Origin of the sequence: Salinisphaera sp. G21_0 (assembly GCF_017744115.1) — a bacterium.
Lineage (GTDB): Bacteria > Pseudomonadota > Gammaproteobacteria > Pseudomonadales > Endozoicomonadaceae > Endozoicomonas.
On sequence record NZ_JAGHQW010000052.1, the window covers coordinates 15,775 to 38,512 of the forward strand.

18 protein-coding genes and 4 tRNA genes are annotated in these 22,738 nt (G+C 48.2%); 15 read left to right on the forward strand and 7 right to left on the reverse strand.

The window, feature by feature from the left end; genetic code table 11:
* A complete protein-coding gene (locus J7439_RS20065) occupies nucleotides 1-432 on the reverse strand; it encodes a YiiD C-terminal domain-containing protein (RefSeq protein WP_353623091.1) in 432 nt (143 codons plus the stop codon).
* A gap of 322 nt (nucleotides 433-754) precedes the next feature.
* Here J7439_RS20065 and J7439_RS20070 point away from each other — a divergent pair, with 322 nt between their 5' ends.
* The gene (locus J7439_RS20070) at nucleotides 755-1,525 is read left to right on the forward strand and encodes a hypothetical protein (RefSeq protein WP_209203739.1); all 771 of its coding nucleotides are present in this window, start codon (nucleotides 755-757) and stop codon (nucleotides 1,523-1,525) included.
* Between the two features lie 163 nt (nucleotides 1,526-1,688).
* Nucleotides 1,689-1,961, forward strand: coding sequence for a hypothetical protein (locus tag J7439_RS20075; protein ID WP_209203741.1), 273 nt, complete (start codon nucleotides 1,689-1,691; stop codon nucleotides 1,959-1,961).
* Nucleotides 1,962-2,371: 410 nt separating this feature from the next.
* Here the strand turns inward: J7439_RS20075 and acnB are convergent, their stop codons facing one another.
* Entirely contained in the window at nucleotides 2,372-4,963 is a 2,592-nt protein-coding gene (gene acnB / locus J7439_RS20080) for a bifunctional aconitate hydratase 2/2-methylisocitrate dehydratase (RefSeq protein WP_209203764.1), read from the reverse strand.
* Between the two features lie 265 nt (nucleotides 4,964-5,228).
* Entirely contained in the window at nucleotides 5,229-6,605 is a 1,377-nt protein-coding gene (gene ppnN / locus J7439_RS20085; protein ID WP_209203743.1) for a nucleotide 5'-monophosphate nucleosidase PpnN, read from the reverse strand.
* A gap of 375 nt (nucleotides 6,606-6,980) precedes the next feature.
* Here ppnN and yfcD point away from each other — a divergent pair, with 375 nt between their 5' ends.
* The gene (gene yfcD / locus J7439_RS20090; RefSeq protein WP_209203744.1) at nucleotides 6,981-7,508 is read left to right on the forward strand and encodes an NUDIX hydrolase YfcD; all 528 of its coding nucleotides are present in this window, start codon (nucleotides 6,981-6,983) and stop codon (nucleotides 7,506-7,508) included.
* A 35-nt stretch (nucleotides 7,509-7,543) separates the two neighbouring features.
* The gene (locus J7439_RS20095) at nucleotides 7,544-8,158 is read left to right on the forward strand and encodes a riboflavin synthase subunit alpha (protein ID WP_286198451.1); all 615 of its coding nucleotides are present in this window, start codon (nucleotides 7,544-7,546) and stop codon (nucleotides 8,156-8,158) included.
* Nucleotides 8,159-8,462: 304 nt separating this feature from the next.
* On the opposite strand, the gene lon is transcribed toward J7439_RS20095, so the two are convergent.
* The gene (gene lon / locus J7439_RS20100) at nucleotides 8,463-10,889 is read right to left on the reverse strand and encodes an endopeptidase La (protein WP_209203748.1); all 2,427 of its coding nucleotides are present in this window, start codon (nucleotides 10,887-10,889) and stop codon (nucleotides 8,463-8,465) included.
* A 488-nt stretch (nucleotides 10,890-11,377) separates the two neighbouring features.
* On the opposite strand from lon, the gene J7439_RS20105 reads away from it, so the two are divergent.
* The 3 genes from J7439_RS20105 to rarD all read left to right on the forward strand — a co-directional run bounded on the left by J7439_RS20105 (nucleotide 11,378) and on the right by rarD (nucleotide 13,482).
* Nucleotides 11,378-11,983 carry a chalcone isomerase family protein gene (locus tag J7439_RS20105; RefSeq protein ID WP_209203749.1) on the forward strand — a complete coding sequence of 202 codons (606 nt, stop codon included), beginning with the start codon at nucleotides 11,378-11,380 and terminating at the stop codon, nucleotides 11,981-11,983.
* A 152-nt stretch (nucleotides 11,984-12,135) separates the two neighbouring features.
* Nucleotides 12,136-12,420, forward strand: a complete 285-nt coding sequence (locus tag J7439_RS20110) for a ComEA family DNA-binding protein (RefSeq protein WP_209203751.1) — start codon at nucleotides 12,136-12,138, stop codon at nucleotides 12,418-12,420.
* Between the two features lie 147 nt (nucleotides 12,421-12,567).
* Complete coding sequence (rarD, locus tag J7439_RS20115; RefSeq protein ID WP_209203752.1) at nucleotides 12,568-13,482, forward strand: EamA family transporter RarD; 915 nt, start codon at nucleotides 12,568-12,570, stop codon at nucleotides 13,480-13,482.
* 17 nt (nucleotides 13,483-13,499) lie between these two features.
* On the opposite strand, the gene J7439_RS20120 is transcribed toward rarD, so the two are convergent.
* On the reverse strand, nucleotides 13,500-13,706 hold the full coding sequence (locus J7439_RS20120) for a hypothetical protein (protein WP_209203754.1): 207 nt from the start codon (nucleotides 13,704-13,706) through the stop codon (nucleotides 13,500-13,502).
* Between the two features lie 481 nt (nucleotides 13,707-14,187).
* Between J7439_RS20120 and J7439_RS20125 the strand changes: the two genes are divergently transcribed.
* Nucleotides 14,188-16,278 carry a Sip1-related alpha-galactosidase gene (locus J7439_RS20125; protein ID WP_209203756.1) on the forward strand — a complete coding sequence of 697 codons (2,091 nt, stop codon included), beginning with the start codon at nucleotides 14,188-14,190 and terminating at the stop codon, nucleotides 16,276-16,278.
* A 54-nt stretch (nucleotides 16,279-16,332) separates the two neighbouring features.
* Here J7439_RS20125 and folD read toward each other — a convergent pair whose 3' ends face one another.
* Nucleotides 16,333-17,187 (reverse strand): bifunctional methylenetetrahydrofolate dehydrogenase/methenyltetrahydrofolate cyclohydrolase FolD, encoded by an 855-nt coding sequence (gene folD, locus J7439_RS20130; RefSeq protein WP_209203758.1) that lies wholly within the window; start codon nucleotides 17,185-17,187, stop codon nucleotides 16,333-16,335.
* Between the two features lie 339 nt (nucleotides 17,188-17,526).
* On the opposite strand from folD, the gene J7439_RS20135 reads away from it, so the two are divergent.
* The 7 genes from J7439_RS20135 (at nucleotide 17,527) to clpX (ending at nucleotide 22,292) form a co-directional block, all read left to right on the forward strand.
* Nucleotides 17,527-17,603, forward strand: a tRNA-Pro gene (locus J7439_RS20135).
* A gap of 17 nt (nucleotides 17,604-17,620) precedes the next feature.
* A tRNA-Arg gene (locus J7439_RS20140) sits at nucleotides 17,621-17,697 on the forward strand.
* 76 nt (nucleotides 17,698-17,773) lie between these two features.
* Nucleotides 17,774-17,849: transfer RNA gene (locus tag J7439_RS20145), tRNA-His, on the forward strand.
* 74 nt (nucleotides 17,850-17,923) lie between these two features.
* Nucleotides 17,924-18,008, forward strand: a tRNA-Leu gene (locus J7439_RS20150).
* Between the two features lie 392 nt (nucleotides 18,009-18,400).
* Nucleotides 18,401-19,744: a trigger factor gene (gene tig, locus J7439_RS20155; protein ID WP_209203760.1), complete on the forward strand. Its 1,344-nt coding sequence runs from the start codon at nucleotides 18,401-18,403 to the stop codon at nucleotides 19,742-19,744.
* Nucleotides 19,745-19,936: 192 nt separating this feature from the next.
* Nucleotides 19,937-20,587 carry an ATP-dependent Clp endopeptidase proteolytic subunit ClpP gene (gene clpP, locus J7439_RS20160; RefSeq protein WP_209203761.1) on the forward strand — a complete coding sequence of 217 codons (651 nt, stop codon included), beginning with the start codon at nucleotides 19,937-19,939 and terminating at the stop codon, nucleotides 20,585-20,587.
* A 406-nt stretch (nucleotides 20,588-20,993) separates the two neighbouring features.
* Nucleotides 20,994-22,292 (forward strand): ATP-dependent Clp protease ATP-binding subunit ClpX, encoded by a 1,299-nt coding sequence (gene clpX, locus J7439_RS20165; RefSeq protein WP_101747730.1) that lies wholly within the window; start codon nucleotides 20,994-20,996, stop codon nucleotides 22,290-22,292.
* 137 nt (nucleotides 22,293-22,429) lie between these two features.
* Here the strand turns inward: clpX and J7439_RS20170 are convergent.
* Nucleotides 22,430-22,738 (reverse strand): hypothetical protein (locus J7439_RS20170; protein WP_209203763.1); only part of this gene is annotated, 309 nt, incomplete at its 5' end.

Genomic DNA, 22,738 nt, shown 5'->3' on the forward strand with positions numbered 1-22,738 from the left:
TTATTCTGGCATCGCCACATAAATGCCTTTGTAGGTTGCGATGTTGATGGATGACTTATTTTCTTTTCCTGTTGAAAATAACTCAACCGTTAATTCCAGTTTGGCATTGCGACACTCATTTAAACGATCAAAAAACTTGGCTGGAACAGTGGCGCTGCAGTGAGCTGATATACGGCCTTTGCCGGGGGCATGGTAGGTGAGTTGGGAATCAGCGATAACGGCAGCGCAGTCCTTTACACGTGCTCTGGCGTGAAGTGTGGTAAACAGCCACCCATAGATGGTGGCCAGTGCGGCAATACTGCCACCAAAAGCGGTTCCTTTATCGTTAATATTGGGTACCAGTGGGCAGCTGATCACTAATTCTCCCTCCCTGAACTGATCAAAACTGACTTCCATATTATTCAGCAGAGCGATGTTGTCTTGTATCCTTATGTTTTATTGATATAAACAGTAAATGGGTTTTGTTAGGAAGGAACTTGTGTTTGAAGTGGGAGTCTTAAGCATTGATTCAATAACTTAATAAATTAATGAATTAATGACTGATCCAGATTTTAACTTACAAGACTGTTATTCGAATTTTCTAACTGCATATGACGCTATTATGTCCGGTGGTAAGTCGCTTTCGCATGGCTGTACACATAAAAATGTTACAGCATTCGGTCAGAAAGTGAAACAAACTTCCCCAATCAATAACACCTCAATACCCGATGGGGATGGATTCCATAACCGATTCGGTGATTCAAGACTTAAACAAATGTCAATCACTATTCTTGATTCTAAAGAGATCTGCCTGGACGAGCCCTTTGAATTATTCGTAAGGCCAGAAATAATTCAGAAAGCTGATAGTGGCACTGAATCAGAAACAAAAATTGTGCGAGTTTGGAGTATGGCTGGTGAAGACGGCTCTCACTCTGTTAATAACTGCCATCAGTATTCTAACGTGATGGAGCAACTCAGTCCGATAATTCATGCTGATAACTTGAGTAATAAGTATGTTTCAAACCCATCAGAAAAAATAACTGACAACAAAGCCTCTCGATTGGAGCGCCAAAGGGAGCGCCAAAGGGAGCGCTACCAGAATGATCCCGCTTTCGCAGAGCGCCAAAGGGAGCGCGTAAGGAAGCGTCGCAAAGATCCCGCTTACGCAGACCGCCAAAGGGAGCGCTACCAGAATGATCCCGTTTACGCAGAGCGCAAAAGGGAGCGCAAAAGGGAGCGCTACAAGAATGATCCCGCTTTCGCAGAGCGCCAAAGGGAGCGCGGAAGGGAGCGTCGCAAAGACCCCGTCTTCGCAGAGGGGCAAAGAATCTATATGAATACTTACAACAGAATCAAAAGACAAACCGCCAACAAGGAAGAAGCTTCAAAGCAAGCGAAAATCGCAAAAGAACAGTATCTCCGGTCAATCCATTCAGCTGGAAACTCCAGTGAATTAACACTGACTTCTAATTCACTTGAAACAAACCAGAGTTCCAGTAAAAATTCAGATGGCACTCCCCCACCCGCTTTTCAGTCTTCAAACTGAAGGGATTTTTACCGGCCCGATTTGGCCTGTCTCAACCTGAGTGAACAGTCAGCAATCGAAAAGTAAGAAGGTATTGATCGTATAGTGAATAAGTTGTGAAAGGAAGGAACTTTTTATAAAAAGGCGTGGTCTTAAGATATAATTCAATACTTCTTGTAACTCAATGGATCGCTCCAATAACTTACCTTTATTCGAAGTTGTATTTTCTGGTCTTTATTTCAATTCATTAGATTTAATAGAACAATCATATCGGCTTTATGAGAGCGAGCAGCCAACGTTTCGAGGCATTCCTGTTCAGAAGATTGCCTCTTCTTTTCCTGCTTACACTAGTGAATCAGCTATAAATCAGAATAACGCTGGCACTTTTAATCCATTGCATGAATATGGTGCTGCATATCTCTCAGATGCCTATCTGGAAGCCTATCTAGGAGGCTGACCGAGAATAGACTGCCCTACTGCGGTTGCGATAAATTGGTCTAAAAATTCCTGCTTCTTCGTCAAATAGCCCCGCTATTCTCCTCAGAATCAGAAATTTTTATCCTCAATTTCTCGCAATCCTCGCTACGGGCGCTATTCTCGGACAGCCTCCTAGGAACTGAGTTTTCTGAGATATCTCAATCCGAGTTTGATGAATATTTACAATCCCGATCGAACCCATCTCACCCTGAATGAGCCGCCAGCAATCGAAGGGTGATCAGGTATTGCACTGGTGGCATTTTGGTATTCCTGAAGTCTGCTTTAGCCCTTTGACAACAAAAAGAAATATCAATTGGGGTGGTGAGAGGCAGATAAGAATAAAAAGCCCCTGAAAACAGGGGCTTTTGTGTCGATTAACGCAGCAATGTATCAGCTGGCTTTAGCGATGATATCGTCAGCAGCCTTCTGATAAGACTCTACCTGGTCAAAATTGAGGTAGCGATAGACGTCACCCGCCATAGCATCCAGGTTGCTGGCGTAGGCCATATACTCTGCCACGGTCGGGATTTTGCCAAGAATGGCACCGACCGATGCCAGCTCAGCAGAACAGAGGTATACGTTAGCGCCATCCCCCAGACGGTTAGGGAAGTTACGGGTAGAGGTAGAGAGTACTGTTGCGCCTGGCTCTACCCTTGCCTGGTTACCCATGCAGAGTGAACAGCCGGGGATTTCGGTTCGCACACCGTTGTCGTTATAGATGTTGTAATAGCCTTCTTCTTCCAGCTGTGCCTTGTCCATTTTGGTGGGAGGCGACATCCAGAAGCGGGTTTTCAGTGGATCATGGTTCTGTTCCAGCAGTTTTCCGGCAGCACGGAAGTGACCGATATTGGTCATACAGGAGCCCAGGAACACTTCATCGACCTTGTCACCGGCAACATCAGACAGTGTACGGGCATCGTCCGGATCGTTTGGCGCACAGAGAATAGGCTCTTTGATCTCCGCCAGATCGATTTCAATCACCTCAGCGTATTCCGCATCGGCATCCGCACGCATCATGGTTGGGTTGGCCAGCCACTCTTCCATCTTACGGGCACGACGTTCCAGAGTGCGGGCATCACCATAACCTTCACTGATCATCCAGCGCAGCATGGTGATGTTGGACTTCAGATATTCAGTGATGGACTCTTCAGACAGGGTGATGGTACAGCCGGCAGCAGAGCGCTCAGCCGAAGCATCGGACAGCTCAAAGGCCTGTTCAACAGTGAGGTTTTCCAGACCTTCAATTTCCAGTACACGGCCGGAGAAGGCATTCTTCTTACCTTTCTTCTCGACGGTCAAGAGGCCTTGCTTGATGCCGTAGAGTGGAATGGCGTGCACCAGATCACGGAGGGTAATGCCCGGCTGCATTTCCCCTTTGAAGCGAACCAGAACAGACTCTGGCATATCCAATGGCATAACACCGGTTGCTGCAGCAAATGCCACGAGGCCGGAGCCTGCAGGAAAAGAGATACCCAGCGGGAAGCGGGTGTGGGAGTCACCACCGGTACCCACGGTATCTGGCAACAGCATACGGTTCAGCCAGCTATGGATGATGCCGTCACCAGGACGCAGGGCGACACCGCCTCGGTTCATAATGAAGTCCGGCAGGGTGTGGTGAGTTTCCACGTCTACCGGCTTTGGATAGGCCGCAGTGTGGCAGAAAGACTGCATAACCAGATCAGAAGAGAAGCCCAGACAGGCCAGATCTTTCAATTCATCACGGGTCATTGGCCCGGTGGTGTCCTGGGAGCCGACAGTGGTCATTTTTGGTTCACAGTACTGACCAGGACGGACACCGGGAACACCGCAGGCTTTGCCGACCATTTTCTGGGCCAGCGTGAAGCCATGGGTTGATTCTTTAGGGGGTTGTGGGCGGCGGAATATGTCGGAATGGCCCAGATCCAGTGCCTCACGGGCCTTGTCAGTCAGTCCACGGCCGATGATCAGGTTAATACGGCCACCGGCCTGTACTTCGTCAAGAATAACGTCGGATTTGAAGGTGAACTCAGACAGGACTTCCCCGGACTCAGAGAGGATCTTGCCATCGTATGGGCGAATTTCAATAACATCACCCATGTTTAACTTATCCACCGGGGCTTCAAACACCAGGGCACCGGCATCTTCCATGGTATTGAAGAAAATAGGCGCTACCTTGCTGCCTATACAGATACCGCCAGCACGCTTGTTGGGGACACCCGGAATATCATCACCAAAGAACCAGAGTACCGAGTTGGTGGCAGACTTACGGGAAGAACCGGTACCGACAACGTCACCCACAAATGCAACCGGCAGGCTTTTGCTCTTGATGGCTTCAATTTGCTCAAGCGGGCCGGTAACGCCGTGCTCTTCAGGTTCCAGACCATCACGGGTCATCTTGTAGGCAGCACGAGCGTGCAGTGGAATATCCGGGCGGGACCAGGCATCAGGGGCAGGGGACAGATCATCGGTATTGGTTTCACCGGTCACCTTGAATACCGCCACCTTGATGCTTTCAGGCACGGCATCACGCCCGGTGAACCATTCCGCTTCAGCCCAGGATTTTAGAACGGCCTGGGCATTGGCGTTGCCTTCCTTGGCTTTCTCTTCCACGTCGTGGAAAGAGTCGAACACCAGCAGGGTTTTTTTCAGCTGCTCAGCGGCAAGTTCACCCAGCTCGGTGCTGTCCAGAAGGGCAATCAGGGTTTCGATATTGTAACCACCGAGCATCATGCCCAGCAGCTCAACGGCTTTCTTGTTGTCAACCAGCGGTGATTCAGCTTCGCCCTTGACGATGGCGGAAAGGAATCCGGCTTTTACATAGGCGGCTTCGTCAACACCGGGAGGAATACGATTTTCAAGGAGGTCCAGAATATATTGTTCTTCACCGGCTGGTGGATTTTTCAGCAGTTCAATCAGGCCTGACACCTGTTCTGCATTCAGCGGCTTCGGTGGGACACCTTCTTGGGCACGTTCTTCGACGTGTTTTCTGTAGGCTTCTAACACGAGTTCTACCCTCATCATCTGTGGCAGGCTCTTGGGCGATCCTTCGACAAACCTTTATGATCTTATGGGTCCGTCAGACGTTCCAAGGAAATCTTTACCAGTAGCACTGGTGGCGCGGGCAGTATAGCGAAAGGTGCCTGTCAAGTTAAGTAAAGACCGTAATAGCCACTATTTTTTCTGTGAATGGCAGTTTCGGTATTTGTGATTTACGCAGGCAGCATCTGAAGAAGCCGAAGCAGCCTCTTCAGGTGGGATTGATAAAAAGTCAGGATTCAATGATTTCGTAGCAGGGTTGGTAATGGCTTCCGGGCAGTTTCATCCGGTGCTGATCAACAAACGATTGCAGAAGGGTGTCCATCTGTTTCATCAGGCCCGGTTCACCACTGAGCTTATAAGGGCCATGCTCACGAATCAGGTTAACACCGTCTTCCTTGATATTCCCGGCAACAATGCCCGACATAACACGGCGGAGGTTGGCTGCCAGCTGGTGGGCCGGGAGATTGCTGTGCAGTTCCTGGTTGGCCATATTTTCATGGGTCGGCTCGAAAGGCTGCTGGAACTCCTGGTCAATCTTTAACAGCCAGTTAAAGTAGTACGCATCCCCATGTCGACGACGGAAGCGGGTTACTTTTTCCAGGCCACGGGCCATGATCGTGGCAACCCTGGCTGGATCATTGATGATGATCTGGTACTTTTCCTGCGCCTCTTTGCCCAGTGTATTGCCAATGAAGTTGTCAATCTGTTCAAAGTAAGCTTCCGACCCGGCGGGTCCTGTCAGGATCATGGTCAGGGGAATATCTTTATTGTCCGGGTGCAGGAGAATACCGATCAGGTAAAGAATCTCTTCACAGGTTCCCGGTCCACCCGGAAACACAATGATGCCATGCCCCAGGCGAACAAAGGCTTCCAGGCGTTTTTCGATATCCGGCAGGATAACCAGCTCATTGACAATCGGGTTAGGAGACTCGGCAGCAATAATGCCAGGCTCGGTCAGGCCAATAAAACGACCATGACTGATCCGTTGCTTGGCATGGCCAATGTAAGCGCCTTTCATCGGCCCCTTCATCGCACCGGGGCCGCAGCCGGTACAGATATTCATTCTTCTGAGGCCCAGCTGATAACCGACCAGTTTCGTGTATTCATATTCATCACGGCCAATGGAGTGTCCACCCCAGCAGACCACGATATTGGGCGTCTGCTTGGTGATAAAAGCATTGGCATTTCTGAGCACCTCAAACACCAGGTGAGTGATGTCGGATGAACTTCCGTGATCGAAACGCTTGTCGCTGGTGATCAGGGACGAAACATAGAGAATATCCCTGAGCACGGAAAACAGGTTTTCCCTGACGCCCCGGATGAGTTTTTTATCAACAAATGCAGACGCGGGTGCATTGATCAGTTCAAGTTTCAGTCCACGGTGTTCCTGGACAATGCGGATATCAAATTCGGAATAGGTTTGTAACAGCTCTTCTGCGCTGTCACCTTCCATCTCATCACTTAACACAGCCAGGGCGCACTGACGGAACAGGCGATGCAGGCCAGCTTTGGTATTATCCTGAAGAATATTGACTTCCCGGCTGGACAGTACTCGCATGGAGCCAACCGGGTTAACAATGGCGGAGACTACATTAGGTTTACTCATTATGCCCCCTTAAAGGATGGTGTTCGGTGTCTGACAGCATTGTTTCGATGGTTATGGCAGTAATGGATGCTGGTCAGGACAAAAATATATTTAACTAACTATCGGATCCTGTGGGTTGAAATCGAGTGAAAATTACAGTTTTTACTGTATTGGTGAAATTAAAATTCCTATTGCCATAAGCAAATTATACCGGTTTTGGTCGCTTCTGATCAGTCTTGACGAAATGATTCCGCTCTGACAAATTGGCTCAGATGCCACAAGCTCCTTTGCCTTTTTGTTGAATATTGACTGGTATTTTTCTGTTTTCGATTACCAATAGCTTGATATAAGATGTTGCCACAATAATAAATGAATGACAGATAAAAGGAGATCTCGATGCCTGGCCAGCAAGAGGTGGAAGCGTCTGTGGAAAGTGTGGTGGTGGTTGATGACCATAATTTTGTGCTCGGGTCAGTTCCCAGGGGGAAGATGCGAGAAGAAGCACTCTGCCACAGGGCAACCTATATTTTTGTCTTTAATTCAACAGGGCAGCTGTATGTTCAGGAGAGGACCCTGAATAAGGATATTTATCCGGGCTACTTTGATCCCGCTACAGGGGGCGTGGTTACTGAAGGTGAAAGCTACGATCAGGCGGCTGAACGGGAGTTGGCTGAGGAGCTTGGTATCGAGAATGTGCCCATCACTTCGCATTTTCACTTTTTTTTCCATAATGATGATTGTCAGGTCTGGGGCAGAGTCTACAGCTGTTATTATGATGGTCCTTTGACCCTGCAGGAAGACGAGGTTGCCAGTGTGGTGCTGGAATCACCGGACGAGGTGCTGGCGAACCGCAACCACCGAAATTATACGCCAGACAGTCTGGTTGCTCTTGAGAGACTGGTTCACTGTCTCAAAACATTCTGATGTAGGCCAACGTGTTTGGCGACGATAGGTAGTGTATGTTTACAGGAATTGTGAAGGGATTTTTTCCGGTTGGTCGAATTGAAACGTTCAACGAACTGAATCGTATTACTGTGCTGTTGCCGTCCACATTGCTGGAAGGCCTGGAAACCGGGGCCAGTATTGCAGTGAATGGATGCTGTTTGACGGTTACTGCTTTTGACCGGGAAAGTGCCACTTTCGATGTGATGAAAGAGACCCTGAGGGTTACCAACCTTGGGGCGCTGGGAGAAGGTGATAAAGTCAATATTGAAAGAGCTGCACGCTTTGGTGATGAAATTGGCGGGCATCTGCTCTCTGGTCATATTCACGATACTGTTGAGATTTGTGATATTAAGCAGGAAGAAAACAATGTGACAGTATTCTTTCAATTTGCTTCTGAATGGCAAGACTATATTCTGCCTAAAGGCTATGTGTCTCTAAATGGCTGTAGTCTGACTATTGGTGAGAAGGTTGAGGGAGGGCGCTTTTGTATCCATCTTATTCCAGAAACCTTAAGAATGACGTCATTTGGTACTGCGGAAGTTGGCGATAGAGTTAACCTGGAAATAGACAGCCAGACTCAGGCGATTGTCACTACGGTGAAAAGTTATCTGGAATCAACCAGGTTATGATATGTGTCGTGATATAGTTTTCTGAACTTTTTCATGCTGTCGCAGGGTTGCAAATTCCTGAGATACAACCCTGTGTCGTTCCGGTATCTGTTTCTTCATTATTTTTCTGCTATTTAAAAAAACCTTAATATGCTTATTACGTCTTATATATCATTTGAAAAATTTTGCTGCACGGCCCAGAATATAGATGCTCACTAGCGTGTCCAAACGGGATTAGATCCCGCTGCTATTGTAAGAGTGATTAAGAAAGCGCCACCTGACCGGGTGGCGTTTTTTATTCACAGCAGGGTATGGTTGTCTCTACTTACTTTTTTCCTTTGCTCTTGCTGGTCGCTGGAAATGCAACTTTATAGACGTCATCGTACTGGCTGGCAAAATGCACAGAGATGCCTTCACGGATGTAATCCGGTAGCTCATCAAAGTCTCTGCGGTTATCTTCCGGAAGAACCAGATTCATAATTCCCTGCCGTCGGGCAGCAATCACCTTTTCTCTGATACCGCCCACAGCCAATACTTTGCCTGTCAGGGTCAGCTCTCCGGTCATCGCCAGATTTTTCAGGGGTTTAATGCCTTTGGCCAGAGAGATTAAAGCGGTTGTCATGGTGACACCAGCACTGGGACCATCTTTCGGGGTGGCACCTTCCGGAACATGGAGGTGAATAAATGCAGTTTTCAGAAAGTCTTCCTGAATACCCAGCTTTTTGGCGTGACTGGTGGTATAGCTGTAGGAGATTTCAGCCGACTCTTTCATCACCTCACCCAGCTTGCCAGTCAGTTTAAAACCGGCTCGCTGCTGATGTATCAGGCAGGCTTCAACAGGGAGTGTGGCACCCCCCATTGCGGTCCAGGCAAGACCGGTGACTATGCCAAGACCTTCCATGGTTTTTTCTTTGCGGAAGTAGGGGGCTCCGAGAAAGTCTTCCAGGTTTTTAGCCGAAACCGTCAGCTTGTTTTCATCATTTTCCAGGAATTTGACCACGACTTTGCGAATGATTTTTTGCAACAATTTCTCAAAGTGACGAACCCCTGCTTCCCGGGCATAACCATCAATGATTTTACGGAAGGTTGTATCTGAGATTTTAAGCTGGCTCTTTTTCAGTCCAGCTTTGTTCAGTTGTTTGGGCCATAAGTGATTCTTGGCAATCGCCACCTTCTCTTCGGTGATATAGCCGGACAGCCTGATTACATCCATTCGATCAAGCAGCGGACCCGGGATAGTATCTAACTGATTGGCTGTGCAAATGAACAGGACTTTTGACAGATCAATTCTCATGTCCAGGTAGTGGTCAAGAAACTCGCTATTCTGCTCAGGATCCAATACCTCCAGCAGTGCAGATGCGGGATCACCGCGGAAGGACGCACCAATTTTATCAATCTCATCAAGCATGATGACCGGATTGGAGACTTCTACTTCTTTCAGTGCCTGAATCAGCTTTCCGGGCATCGCTCCAATATAAGTACGACGATGCCCTTTAATCTCAGCTTCATCTCTCATGCCGCCGAGGCTGAAACGGTAAAATTTGCGGTCCAGAGCTTTGGCGACAGACTTGCCAATAGAGGTTTTGCCCACACCCGGGGGGCCTACCAGCAACATAATGGAGCCGGATACTTCTTTCCGGTATGCTCCCACTGCCAGAAACTCAACAATGCGCTCTTTAACATCCTCAAGGCCGTCATGGTCGGAACTGAGCACGTTTCTTGCGTGATGAAGGTCGAGATTATCTTCAGAGTACAGGCCAAAGGGGACAGATGTCGCCCAATCGAGGTAATTTCTGCAAACGGCATATTCCGGGGAGCCAGTTTCCAGAATAGAAAGCTTTTTCAGCTCATCATCGATTTTACTCCTGGCACTTTCAGGGACGGTCAGCTTTGCCAGTCTCTGCTCGAACTGTTCAATCTCGGCAGTTCGGTCATCTTTCGATATGCCCAGCTCTTTTTGAATGACTTTAAGCTGTTCCTTCAGGAAGAACTCGCGCTGATGATTACTGATTTTCCGGTTAACTTCCGCATTGATTTCACTCTGGAGACGGGCGACCTCCTGCTCTTTGCGAATCAGCACCAGTACCTTTTCCATCCTGCGTTGAACAGGGATGGTTTCCAGCACCTCCTGAAGCTCCTGTCCGGGAGCGGTGGTAATAGCCGCTGCAAAATCTGCAAGGGGGGAGGGGTCTTTGGGACTGAAGCGGTTCAGGTAATTTTTCAGCTCCTCGCTGTACAGAGGATTCAGTGGGATAAGCTCTTTGATCGCCTGGATCAGTGCCAGCGCATAGGCTTTTACTTCATCACTGTCGTCTTCAGGGGTGTCGATATAGTCGACCTGAACCAGGTAAGGAGGCCGACGACGTAACCACTGTCGTATTCTGAAACGTTGCATTCCCAGGGCAATAAACTGAACCTGGTCATTGTCTGAAACAATATTATGGATTTTGACAACGCAACCTACCTGGGGGAAATCTTCCGGCACAACGTCTATGCCGGGCATCCGGCCAACAAAGCTGAGACCAACCGCTTTATGAGTGCTCTGGCCAACACGCTGTAGTGTTTCTCCCCACTCCTCATTGCTGAATACTAACGGTTGTACCTGTGCAGGAAAGAAAGGGCGGTTCGAAACGGGGATCAGATAGAGTTTGTCTGGTAGCGACTGGTGTGGAAGTACAAGTCCGGTACTGCTTTTTTGGCTGTCTTCGTTCCCGTCAAGCACTTCGGGGTTGTTTGGATCCTGATCTGTCATAGTCTGTCTGCAAAAGCTGGTTTAACAGGAAAGTCTGGTTGATATTCTGTTGCAAAGGCATGGTGTAGCGGGCTTTATGGAAGCTTGGGCTAACCCATTACTCAGTGTTTCAACCTTGTGTTCTGGATAATCTATTTTGAGGCTTATCCAGTAATTTCAATAGTCAGTGCACTTAAGTATGGTTTAGATAGTCAGGATTGGTAACGGGAATATTGGGCTGCTGACCAGTGGTAATGGGTAGGGTTTTATCCACTGTTCATGAAAGTTATGGCTGATGAAATGGTGACAATTTAATGACGGCAAGCAGCTTCTGGAGTGAGAAAACAGGTAAAGATCATGGCAGCTTAAACCGTGTGCATAGTATGATTGCCTGACCCGCTGCGATGGCGGTCAGGCTATGAAATTTTGAAGTGGTTACAGCTCAGTATGCTGGAAGCTGCCAATTAGGTGGGATAGTATTTCCTGACAATAATAATAAGGTGTGTAGTATGCAAAACTATGACTTTCTTTATCGTATTCCTCTTTTAACTGCCTTGCTTATGTTGCTGTCATTGCCTGTTAATGCGCTTGTCATTAATAAGTACGACCTGCCTGACACTATTGCAGCCGAAGGCGATAAACCAGAGCTTACATTGCAGGGTGCGGCAGTGAGGTCATGGTATCTGATGGTTAAAGGGTATATCGGTGCTCTTTATCTGGAAGAGCCGACCAGTAGCCCTGAAGAGATTTATGCCTCTGACACGCATCAACGAATGGCATTTGTTATGCTGGTGTCAAAAATGAGCGCCCGACGGATAGCCAATGCCTTTTATGAATCCATCCAATTGAACAGCCCGCCCGATGAGCAGGAAGCGGTGAAAGAGGACCTTGAGAAAATCTTTGCGCTGGTTGATGGTTCAATGAAAAAAGGTGAACAGGCTGTGTTTGAGTATCTTCCGGGTAGAGGATTGCGGATTGAGATTGCCGGTGATGAGAAAGGTATCGTTCCTGCCAATAAAGAGTTGTTCAATCTGTTTCTGCGAGTGTGGATTGGTGAGACACCACCCAGTAAGCCTTTTAAAGAGCAGGTTTTGGGGGTTACTCCGGCTGCGTGATAATTTGATCCGCTTATCTGCCCGGGATTTTTTGTCTTGCAGTTACCTCAGGCATTGCCTTGAATGTTCTTAAGGATGGTTTATTCAACAAAGCTGTTTTATAGACATTCTATCAATAGCGGATTATCTATCAATTTTAAGGAGTCATTGATATGGATATCAAAACCCTCGTATTTTTAGGTGCATCTTTTTTCAGTATCTCTGTCTTTGGGGCTGACCAGAAAGCCCGTTCTGGTGATCAGAAAGTTAATGTGAATCAGGCAAACATGGAGCAGCTGGATAAAGGACTTCTCGGGGTTGGCCCCCGTATCGCAATGGAAATTGTCAAGTATCGCGATCAGCATGGCCCTTATCAGAGCTTTGATGATTTGGATAAGGTTAAATATGTTGGCAGCAGAATGCTGGATAAAAATAAAAATCGTATAGTTTTTGACTGATCTGTCTGGCCAGGAAGCCTGGATAAGTTCAGGCTTCTTCAGGTAATGTTTTATCTCGGGTTTCGTTGCTTCTACAATGCAAAATCTGAATGGGCTGTTATTTTCTCTGGCATCCCGTGGATGCTATGGGTCTGATGTGGGGGATTTGTGAGAAACGCAGGAGTACATTCTGGCCTGACGTTCGCCGTTGGGGCATTTGCTTTGTGGGGGCTGATCCCCATCTATTTCAAGATTGTTGAACAGGTGTCTCCTTTGGAAGTGCTTGCTCATCGGGTTTTCTGGTCATCACTATTGCTGGTTTGTTTTTTATCTTTTCGCCATAAACTGAAAGGGATTCTTGAGATAATAAAATCACCCCGGATACTGGGCTGGTTGGTTTTGTCGTCGCTGTTTATTGCTGGAAACTGGCTCTGTTTTATCTGGGGAGTGACCAATGACAGGATTCTGGAAACCAGCCTCGGTTATTACATTAACCCATTGATCAGTGTTTTTTTCGGCTATTGCTTTCTGGGGGAGCGCCTGACCCGATACCAGATGCTGGCGGTGTTTATAGCAGCAGCGGCGGTATCAATGCAGATGTTTTTGTTGGGTAAACTGCCCTGGGTCGCTTTTGTACTGGCTGTGTGTTTCGGGTTTTATGGCTTGATCCGGAAAAGGATTAATGTCGATGCAACCTCTGGACTGGCTATTGAGACATTGCTGTTGATGCCTCCCGCCGCTTTCTATTTCCTGTGGCTGATAAATAATGATTTGCATGCTTTTCGCTTTTCCGATCCAGATACCAGCCTTCTCCTTGCCCTGTCCGGATTTGTGACAACCATACCTCTGGTGCTGTTCAATATGGCGGCTCAAAAGTTGTCGTTGACTGTATTGGGAATCATGCAGTATCTGGCCCCATCCATTTCATTTCTGGTTGGAGTGACGATTTATAATGAGCCGCTGGGTGTGGTGCAGATGGCTACTTTCGCTTTGATATGGCTCGCACTGGCCATTTTTACGCTGGATGGCCTGTTTAGACATAAGCGGCAGCGTGAACGGTTGGAAGTACCTCACGCTGAGTAGATCTGGTTTATTGTTTATCAGGAGTGTCTTTTTTCTTTATCTTTTTTGATAGAGGTTTTTGAGCGGGCTTTCCTGACCGGGAGTGATAGAGCCTGCTCTCTGGGCAGTACCCGGTAAATCTGTCGGTAGTACTCTTTTTCAAGGTCGCCAGGGGTTTCGGGAAGGGGCACCATACCCATCTGTCTGAGATAGGCTTCCATGCTACTGAGTGATGGTTTGTTCATTGAAGAGTCCTGCATGATTCTGACATAAAGTAACGAAGACAAAAGATGTCGGCAGTTGGGCTTATTCCATTAAACCGGATGCTGACATGGAACGCTAAATGGTAAGCATACTGCATGCCATTTTTTTGACGGCATGGTTTTCTGCTTTGTTCTACATGCCTGATGTATTGTACTTCCGCTGTTTTTTGCTTCAGTTGTTCAGGGTTGAATGACTTAGACTCTCTTCACTCTAAAGCTCAGTTTGTGATTTTTGGTGTGTGCTATTGGTGAAAGGTGTTACTTTTCGGTTGGTTTTCCTTGCGTGGGTAACATTTTCAGCGGTTTTCATATTGCAAAATTTGCGTGCTAATCAGCTTATCGGGCTGTGGTTTTATAGCACGGATAAGCAATTTATTAGATTTTCACTGCCGTATATCCGATTTTGAGAAATACTGTAGGCAAAGGATGACATTGTTCTTTCCAAGATGCAGTTGAGGCAGTTATGTATTCTCTTCGTGAAAAAGACCAGCTGGTAAATCTGTATTATGACCAGGCTGCAGTATGTCAGGGGGTCACTGTTTATGTTCGTTTGGATAATGGGGAGGAATACGCTCTGACATGGTCAGAGCAGTCGGGGATATTTGTTCACGATGACTGGCTGTCTGTCAGGTTGTCTCTGGAGACCAAAGGAAGACAGCTGTTGTTATCTCTGAATGCTGAGATTAGCAAGGGAGTCAGCTGGCCAGGGCGCAGTTGGCATCCCCGTTGCGCCGTCAGAATCAATATCGCCTCTCTGGGTGACATTTCCGGCTTGTGTGCTCATTATCTTTATAACAGTTGGTGGACACGGCCCCATTTTGATTGTGCCCTTAACAATCTGCCAGAGAAAACACAGTCTTTGCTGTACGGTCTGGGGGAAGAGTATCACCACCTGCTGGCCGTATGTGATGAGCAGGTTCGCTGTGAATTTCAGGGTGGGGACGTCGCTGGCATTGAGTTGGTAGCGGGTCCTTTAAAGTCCGGTGTTAGAGATTTTTCGGGCTTGATTGCCATTTATGGTGTCAGTGCAGATCCATTTTCACTGATCAATAACAATGTGCAGTTGGGGCGTCACCATCTATCGTACTATTCCAGACCAAGAGAGCAGCGTACCTTGCCTGAGGTGTTTAACTATCTCGGCTGGTGCAGTTGGGATGCCTGTTATCTTGATGTGACTGGGGAGGCTGTTGCTGCTAAAGCGCAGGAGTTTTACTCCAAAAGGGTTCCGGTAAAATGGATGCTGGTGGATGATGGCTGGTCGGAAGAGAAAGATCGTCGGCTGTTGTCCTGGAAGGAAGATCGGAAGAAGTTTCCGGCTGGACTTGCCGGTTTAAAGCAGACTCTTCAGGATGACTACGGTATTCCCTGGATGGGGGTGTGGCATGCCCTGACCGGGCAGTGGGAAGGGATCGATGCCGAAGCAAGCTTTCCTGTTCCTTTGGATGAGCTGGATTCATCAAGAAGGTTACCCCCAACCTCAGAAGGGGATGCATTTCGCTTCTGGCACGGCTGGCACGACTATCTGGCCCGGCAGGGCGTTGATTTCATCAAAGTCGATGTTCAGAGCAATCTTGCCAACCACTATAGATACCGGGATTTTCCCGGAAGAGTATCCCGGGTAGCGCACCAGGCTCTTGAAGCGTCAGCGGGGCTGCATTTTAACGGACAACTGATCAACTGCATGGGGATGGCCAGCGATCAGTTGTGGAACCGACCGTCATCAGCTCTTGCGCGTAATAGTGATGATTTTTTTCCAAAAAAAAGCGGTAATCTCCAGGAGCATGCACTGCAGAATGCCTATAACGCGGTGTTTCATGATGCCTTTTTTATAGGTGACTGGGATATGTGGTGGACCATTCACGAAGACTCTGATGCCCATGCGCTGCTCAGGGCGGTCAGTGGCGGGCCCATTTATAACAGCGATCCGGTTGGGCAGACTGATGCAGAGCAACTGATGAAGCTGGTGTTTAATGATGGTCGGGTGGTTCGTTGTGACCAGCAGGGAAAGGTGGCTCGGGAACAGTTATTTGAAAACCCTCTCTATTCCGGGAAGTTGCTTAAAGTGACCAATCGGATTGGGGCAGTGGGAGTCCTTGCCTTATTCAATATTGCCGAAGATCACCAACCGATCACTGAGCGTATCACTGCATCCCCCCTGGAAAATGACAGTGACGAATGGTTGGTATACTGGCCGACCCGACGGAAATGTTTCAGCCATTCTGAGCTGCCGGAAATACGGCTTGGGCAGAATGGGGCAGATCTGATGCTGTTTTATCCTGAAGAGCCATTGGTCTGTCTTGGACTGGAAGATAAGATTCTGCCAGCCTGTGCCATTGTTGATCAGGTGGTGTGCTGGAAAGACAGCGGGGTTCGCCTTGAAAGCCGACTCAGGCAGGGAGGCAGGCTGTTAATTTACAGTGAGTATCCGATTCTGGAGGTTCGAATCAATGGGCAGGATTATGTGTGGGAGGAGTCGGGTAACATATACCTTATTGATTGCTCTGAATGGGAAGATGAAATCTTTCTGGAGTGCCTGGCCAGTCTGAATTCATAAGATGGATCCGGCAGTGAAACTGCCGGTTTACACCTTGAACACTTTTCTCTCGGTTCAGTGGTGCAGATGGTCTGCAGCATACAGTGTGTTTTCCAGAAGTGTCGCCACGGTCATCGGGCCGACACCTCCGGGAACCGGAGTAATCCATGAGGCTCTTTCTCTGGCAACATCAAACTCCACATCACCCACCAGTCGGCCATCATCCATACGGTTGATGCCAATATCAATCACCACTGCACCGGGCTTTACCCAGGCACCTTTAACCAGTCCGGGCTTACCAGCGCCCACCACCAGGATGTCTGCCCGGGCTACTTCAGCGGCCAGATCCTCGGTAAAGCGATGCGTGGTGGTTGTGGTGCAACCGGCCAGTAACAGTTCCATGGTCATCGGGCGACCGACAATATTGGAGGCGCCGACAATGACGGCATTCTTGCCACGAATGGGCTGGCCTGTGTTTTCCAGCAGTGTCATCACACCTTTTGGTGTGCAGGGGCGCAATAGTGGAATGCGCTGAACCAGCCTGCCAATGTTGTAGGGGTGAAAGCCATCGACGTCTTTATCCGGACGGATGCGTTCAATCACCAGTTCGCAGTTGATGTGTTCAGGCAGGGGTAATTGTACAAGAATGCCATCAATCGCCGGGTCATCATTGAGGTTGTCAATTAACTCCAGCAGATACTGTTCGCTGGTGGAGGCTGGCAGGTCGTGGGATATGGATTTGAAACCCACCCTTTCACAGTCCTGTCTTTTCTTGCCGACATAAACTCTGGAAGCCGGGTCATCGCCAATCAGAATAACCGCCAGCCCAGGAGCCCTGAGACCCTGTGAAGTTCTTTTTTTAACCTGTTCGGCGATGGCGTCGGTCAGTTGCAGGGCAATGGCTTTGCCATCAATAATTTTTGCTGTCATATGTGCTGAAGCCTGTTGCTGACAATATTGGTTGATTGGCGAATATTGAAAATGACCGTTAGTTTAACAGTGCTCTGGCTCTGTTGACACAACAGCCTGCTGATAAAGCTACTGGTTCAACCTATATGAAATCTGTTCGATATAAAGGGTGGGCATGGTGGTTTTTTTTCAGACAGATTGGTATGGTCATTCAGACGAAGAAGTTTCCTGCATTATCTGAACGGCTATGTGGATCAAAAAATGCATATGGCAATTGACGACCGCCATGCTTGTGAGTAGTATTCGTCGCCGTTGACCAGCGGAACTTTTCGGGATTTCCTGAAAGTAGCTGGAAAGTTTCGGGGTATAGCGCAGTCTGGTAGCGCGCCTGCTTTGGGAGCAGGATGTCGGGAGTTCGAATCTCTCTACCCCGACCAGTCAGAAAGATGATTAAGCGCCCGTAGCTCAGTTGGATAGAGCATCCGCCTTCTAAGCGGATGGTCGCAGGTTCGAATCCTGCCGGGTGCGCCATTTTTCAGATGGCCATTTATCCTGCCTTATGCTTGATTCTTTGGTTCAATTTGAATAGTCTTTCGGTCAATTGTTGGTGGGCGTAGCTCAGTTGGCAGAGCTCCGGATTGTGATTCCGGCGGTCGAGGGTTCGAGCCCCTTCGCCCACCCCAGTTAACGGTTTGTCCTGTTATTTCGGGCGGCCTGAAAAATACAGTGTTTTGCGTGCTTCGTGGAAACGCTGTGAGCGGAAGTGGTGAAATTGGTAGACACGCTGGATTTAGGTTCCAGTGCCGCAAGGTGTGAGAGTTCGAGTCTCTCCTTCCGCACCAGTCATTAACGGGGATAAGTATGCTTATCCCCGTTTTTGTATGTTTCATCCAAAGAAACTGCCCTGATGGGGGGTGTATGGACCCACTAGTCCTTAGCTTCGGGGAAACGTATATGAATAGTGCAGATAGGAAAGGCTGAGCCAGGGCTGCTGTGTTTTGGGTCTTTAAATATGCTTTTCAGGCAAAGTCTGCTTTATTCGTTGGTTTATACCGTTGAGAAGTGAGAGTGGTGCAAATCCTGTAGGGAACGGGAATGTTTTAATAAAAAGTGTTCCTTTACCTTGCCCGGATCCAGTGTGACAGACCGTGTTTGTGCATTTTCCGGAAGCATTTGCTAGTCTATTCGCCTTTTGGCCCATTGTTTACACAGGTTTTGGTGTTGAGGAACAAAAATGCAAGTCTCCCTTGAAATGACTTCCGGTATTGAGCGCAAGCTGACTATCACTATCCCGGTTGCTGATATTGATAGTGAAGTGAATAAGCGTCTGCAGGACCTGTCCCGACGTGTTCGTCTTGATGGCTTCCGCCCCGGCAAGGTTCCAATGAAAGTGGTCAAGCGTCGTTACGGTGCCGGTGCCAGACAGGAAGTGCTCGGTGAGATGATGCAGTCTTCCTTCATTGAAGCTATCCAGGAGCAGGATCTGAACCCTGCCGGTGCGCCATCTGTTGAAGCCCTGTCTGATAACGACGAAGGATTTACCTTTGTTGCTACCTTTGAAGTCTACCCTGAAATTGCTCTGAATGATTTCAGTGGTATTGCTGTTGAACGTCCGATTGCCGAGGTTCAGGAGTCTGATGTTGACGAGATGATCGAAACCCTGCGCAAGCAGAGCACAACGTTTGCTGACGTTGAGCGTGCTGCTGAACTGGGTGACCGCATTACCTTTGACTATGTTGGCACCAAAGATGGGGAAGCTTTCGAAGGTGGCAGTGCAGAGAACTCAACTCTGGAGCTGGGCTCTGGCCGCATGATTCCGGGCTTTGAAGATGGCCTGGTGGGTGTGTCTGCCGGTGAAGAGAAAGTGCTGTCCCTGACTTTCCCTGAAGATTATCAGGCGAAAGATCTGGCAGGTCAGTCTGTTGAGTTTGCCTGCAAGGTCCACAAGGTGGCTGCACCCACACTGCCTGAACTGAATGACGAGTTTTTTGCTCGCTTTGGCGTAAGTGAAGGTGGTCTGGAAGGTTTCCGTACGGAAGTGTCCAGAAATATGGAGCGTGAACTGCGTCAGGCGGTTAAAAACAAAGTCAAGAATCAGGTAATGGATGGCCTGTTGAAGATTCATGAAGTGGAAGTGCCTTCTGCTCTGACTTCTCAGGAAATCGACCGTATGCGCGAACAGGCGGTACAGCAGTTCGGCGGCATGAAAGGTGGTTTTGATCCAAAGCAGCTGCCAGCAGAGCTGTTTGAAGCCGATGCCAAAAAGCGTGTTGCCCTGGGTCTGTTGATTGGTGAAGTGGTTAAGCAGCGTGAAGTCAAGGTTGATGATGAGCGTGTGCGTGCCATGATTGAAGAGATGGCTTCCGCTTACCAGGAGCCTCAGCAGGTTATCGACTGGTACTACAGCAATGATGAGCAGCTGTCTCAGATCAAGTATGTTGTTCTGGAAGAGCAGGTAGTAGATACTATTCTGGAAGCAGCCCAGGTTTCAGAACTGACATGCAGCTATCAGGACGCTATCAAGCCTGCTGAGCGTGTCGCTGAAACTGAAGAGGCAGAGCAGGAAGAGTCTGCCTGATACCGCTTGTAGAAGAGCATTTTATGAAGAGCGTGGGGAATGGCTGGCTGATTGGCCGGTTCCCCTGACAAGCAGCTAAGGTTTTACCGGCTCTGGTCGTTTTAATCTGGTATGCAAGCGACTAATCTTTCAGTTTATATGACTGACAGGTCAGTCGCTTTTCTTCGACTTGGCAAGGAGTTAAGACAGGATATGTCCAATCTGATAGACCCGCACGCCGTTGCGATCACCAACTCAGGACTGGTACCTATTGTTGTTGAACAATCAGCCAGAGGTGAGCGCTCTTACGATATCTATTCCCGCCTCCTTAAAGAGCGAGTGATCTTCCTGGTGGGCCAGGTTGAAGATCACATGGCAAATCTGGTGGTTGCTCAGCTGCTGTTTCTTGAATCGGAAAATCCGGACAAGGATATTCACCTGTACATCAACTCACCGGGTGGATCGGTAACTGCCGGGATGTCTATTTATGACACCATGCAGTTTATCAAGCCGGATGTTTCCACCATGTGCATTGGTCAGGCTGCGAGCATGGGTGCTTTGCTGCTGGCTGGTGGTGCTGCTGGAAAACGTTATTGTCTGCCACACTCCAGGGTAATGATTCACCAGCCGTTGGGTGGGTTCCAGGGCCAGGCGTCAGATATCGAAATTCATGCCCGTGAGATTCTGAGTATTCGCAGTAAGCTGAACCATGTTCTGGCTCACCATACCGGCCAGCCTCTTGAAGTCATTGAGCGTGATACTGACCGTGATAACTTTATGAATGGCGATGAGGCGGTTGAGTATGGCCTGATCGACCAGGTTATGAATCGTCGTGGTGAAGGCGGCAATAAAGACAAAAAATAAGCTGGGCGGTTGAGCTGATGGCTCTTTTGTGATCTCCGGCGATATGCTCCGCAATCAATGAAAATAGCCCCTGTGCAGTGTGCTATTTTCATTATTTATAGCGCATGCAGGTTGATTTTTATCCAAAGTCGTTGAACACTAACTCATTGGATGGGTTCTCTTGATATGGAGGACTCTATCAGAATAGCTTTCCAGAAACATGCATGGTCCCGGATGGTCAGGACATGAATTCTGGTATCAAGCGGATCAAGCACTTGAAAACATGCCTCGATGCCTGCATCTTATCAGGCATGTAATCGTGAATCATGAAATGGGCTTTGATTAGTTTGACTGTCAGGTCTATTTTCATTGTCTATTTTCACTGGAGAGTGCAGGGCAGGCATTGTCCGTATAACAGGGTAATCGAATGACCGACGAAACAAGCGGCAAGGGTGAAGACAGCAAGTTGTTGTACTGCTCTTTCTGCGGAAAGAGTCAGCATGAAGTGCGCAAGCTGATTGCCGGCCCTTCCGTATTTATATGCGATGAATGTGTTGATCTATGCAACGACATCATCCGTGAAGAAATTCAGGACAGCAGTGGCGAAGAGTCTTCAGATAAGCTGCCAATCCCTCGCGAGATCAAGGAAACTCTCGACGAGTATGTAATTGGCCAGCCCCGGGCCAAGAAAGTCTTATCTGTAGCGGTATACAACCACTATAAGCGTCTGCGCTTTGGCGATGCCAAGGGCGACAAAAAGAAAGATGAAGTCGAGCTGGGTAAAAGCAATATCCTGCTGATTGGTCCCACCGGAAGTGGTAAGACGCTGCTTGCTGAAACGCTGGCGCGTATGCTCAACGTACCATTCACCATTGCTGACGCCACGACCCTGACGGAAGCAGGTTATGTTGGTGAAGACGTTGAAAATATCATTCAGAAACTGCTGCAGAAGTGCGATTACGATGTAGAAAAAGCCCAGATGGGTATTGTCTACATTGATGAAATTGACAAGATTTCCCGCAAGTCTGATAACCCTTCCATTACCCGTGACGTTTCCGGTGAGGGTGTTCAGCAGGCTCTGCTCAAGCTGATTGAGGGTACGGTTGCATCGGTACCGCCTCAGGGTGGGCGCAAGCATCCGCAGCAGGAGTTTCTGCAGGTTGATACTTCCAATATTCTCTTTATCTGTGGCGGTGCTTTCGCCGGTTTGGATAAAGTGATTCGTGGTCGTACTGACAAGTCTGGTATTGGCTTCTCTGCACAAGTCAGCAGCAAGGATGACAAAAAGGATCTGGGTGAAACCTTTAAAGAAGTTGAGCCGGAAGATCTGGTGAAATTCGGCCTTATCCCTGAGTTTGTTGGTCGTCTGCCTGTGATTGCAACGCTTGAAGAGCTGGATGAAGAGGCGCTGGTGCGCATCCTCGTTGAGCCTAAGAATGCACTGACCAAGCAGTACAGCAAGCTCTTCGATATGGAAGAGGTGGAAGTCGATTTCCGTCAGGATGCTCTGCGTGCGGTTGCCAAAAAAGCCATGGAGCGCAAAACCGGTGCTCGAGGTTTGCGCTCGATACTGGAGGCGGTACTGCTTGACTCAATGTATGAAATTCCTTCCGATAAGAGCATTTCCAAGGTGGTGATTGATGCCTCGGTTATCAATGGTGATTCTGAGCCGCTGTTGATTTACGAAAATTCTGAAACACCGAAGGCAGCGCTTTCCGATAAGTGATTAGTTGTTATTTGCGATAAAATCCCTTCCTGGCACAAATGTCACTCGTTGTTAGACGAGTGGCATTATTCAAACTCTACCGCTTCTCTCTTTGGTAGATTAAGCAAGACCAGCCCAGGTGCATTAAATCCTTTTATTCAGAGTGCAGCATGATCGATTGGGATGTTCTTTGCATCTTTCAGATTGATCCTGAAGATATATTTGATGGTATGAAAGGGTAGAAAACCGGATTTTCTGATTTGAGCTTGCTTGTCAGGTAATCGGGTAAACTGATGGAATGGGCTTTCAGGTAGGGTTAGAAAGTTGAGGTAAAAAAGTGTCTGGTCGGAGCGAGAGGATTTGAACCTCCGACCCCCACAACCCCATGACGGTGAAAACCATAATAAAAACAACAAGATATCTAAAATTTTTGTTGGTAGACGACGATGACAACAGCTTGATTTTAA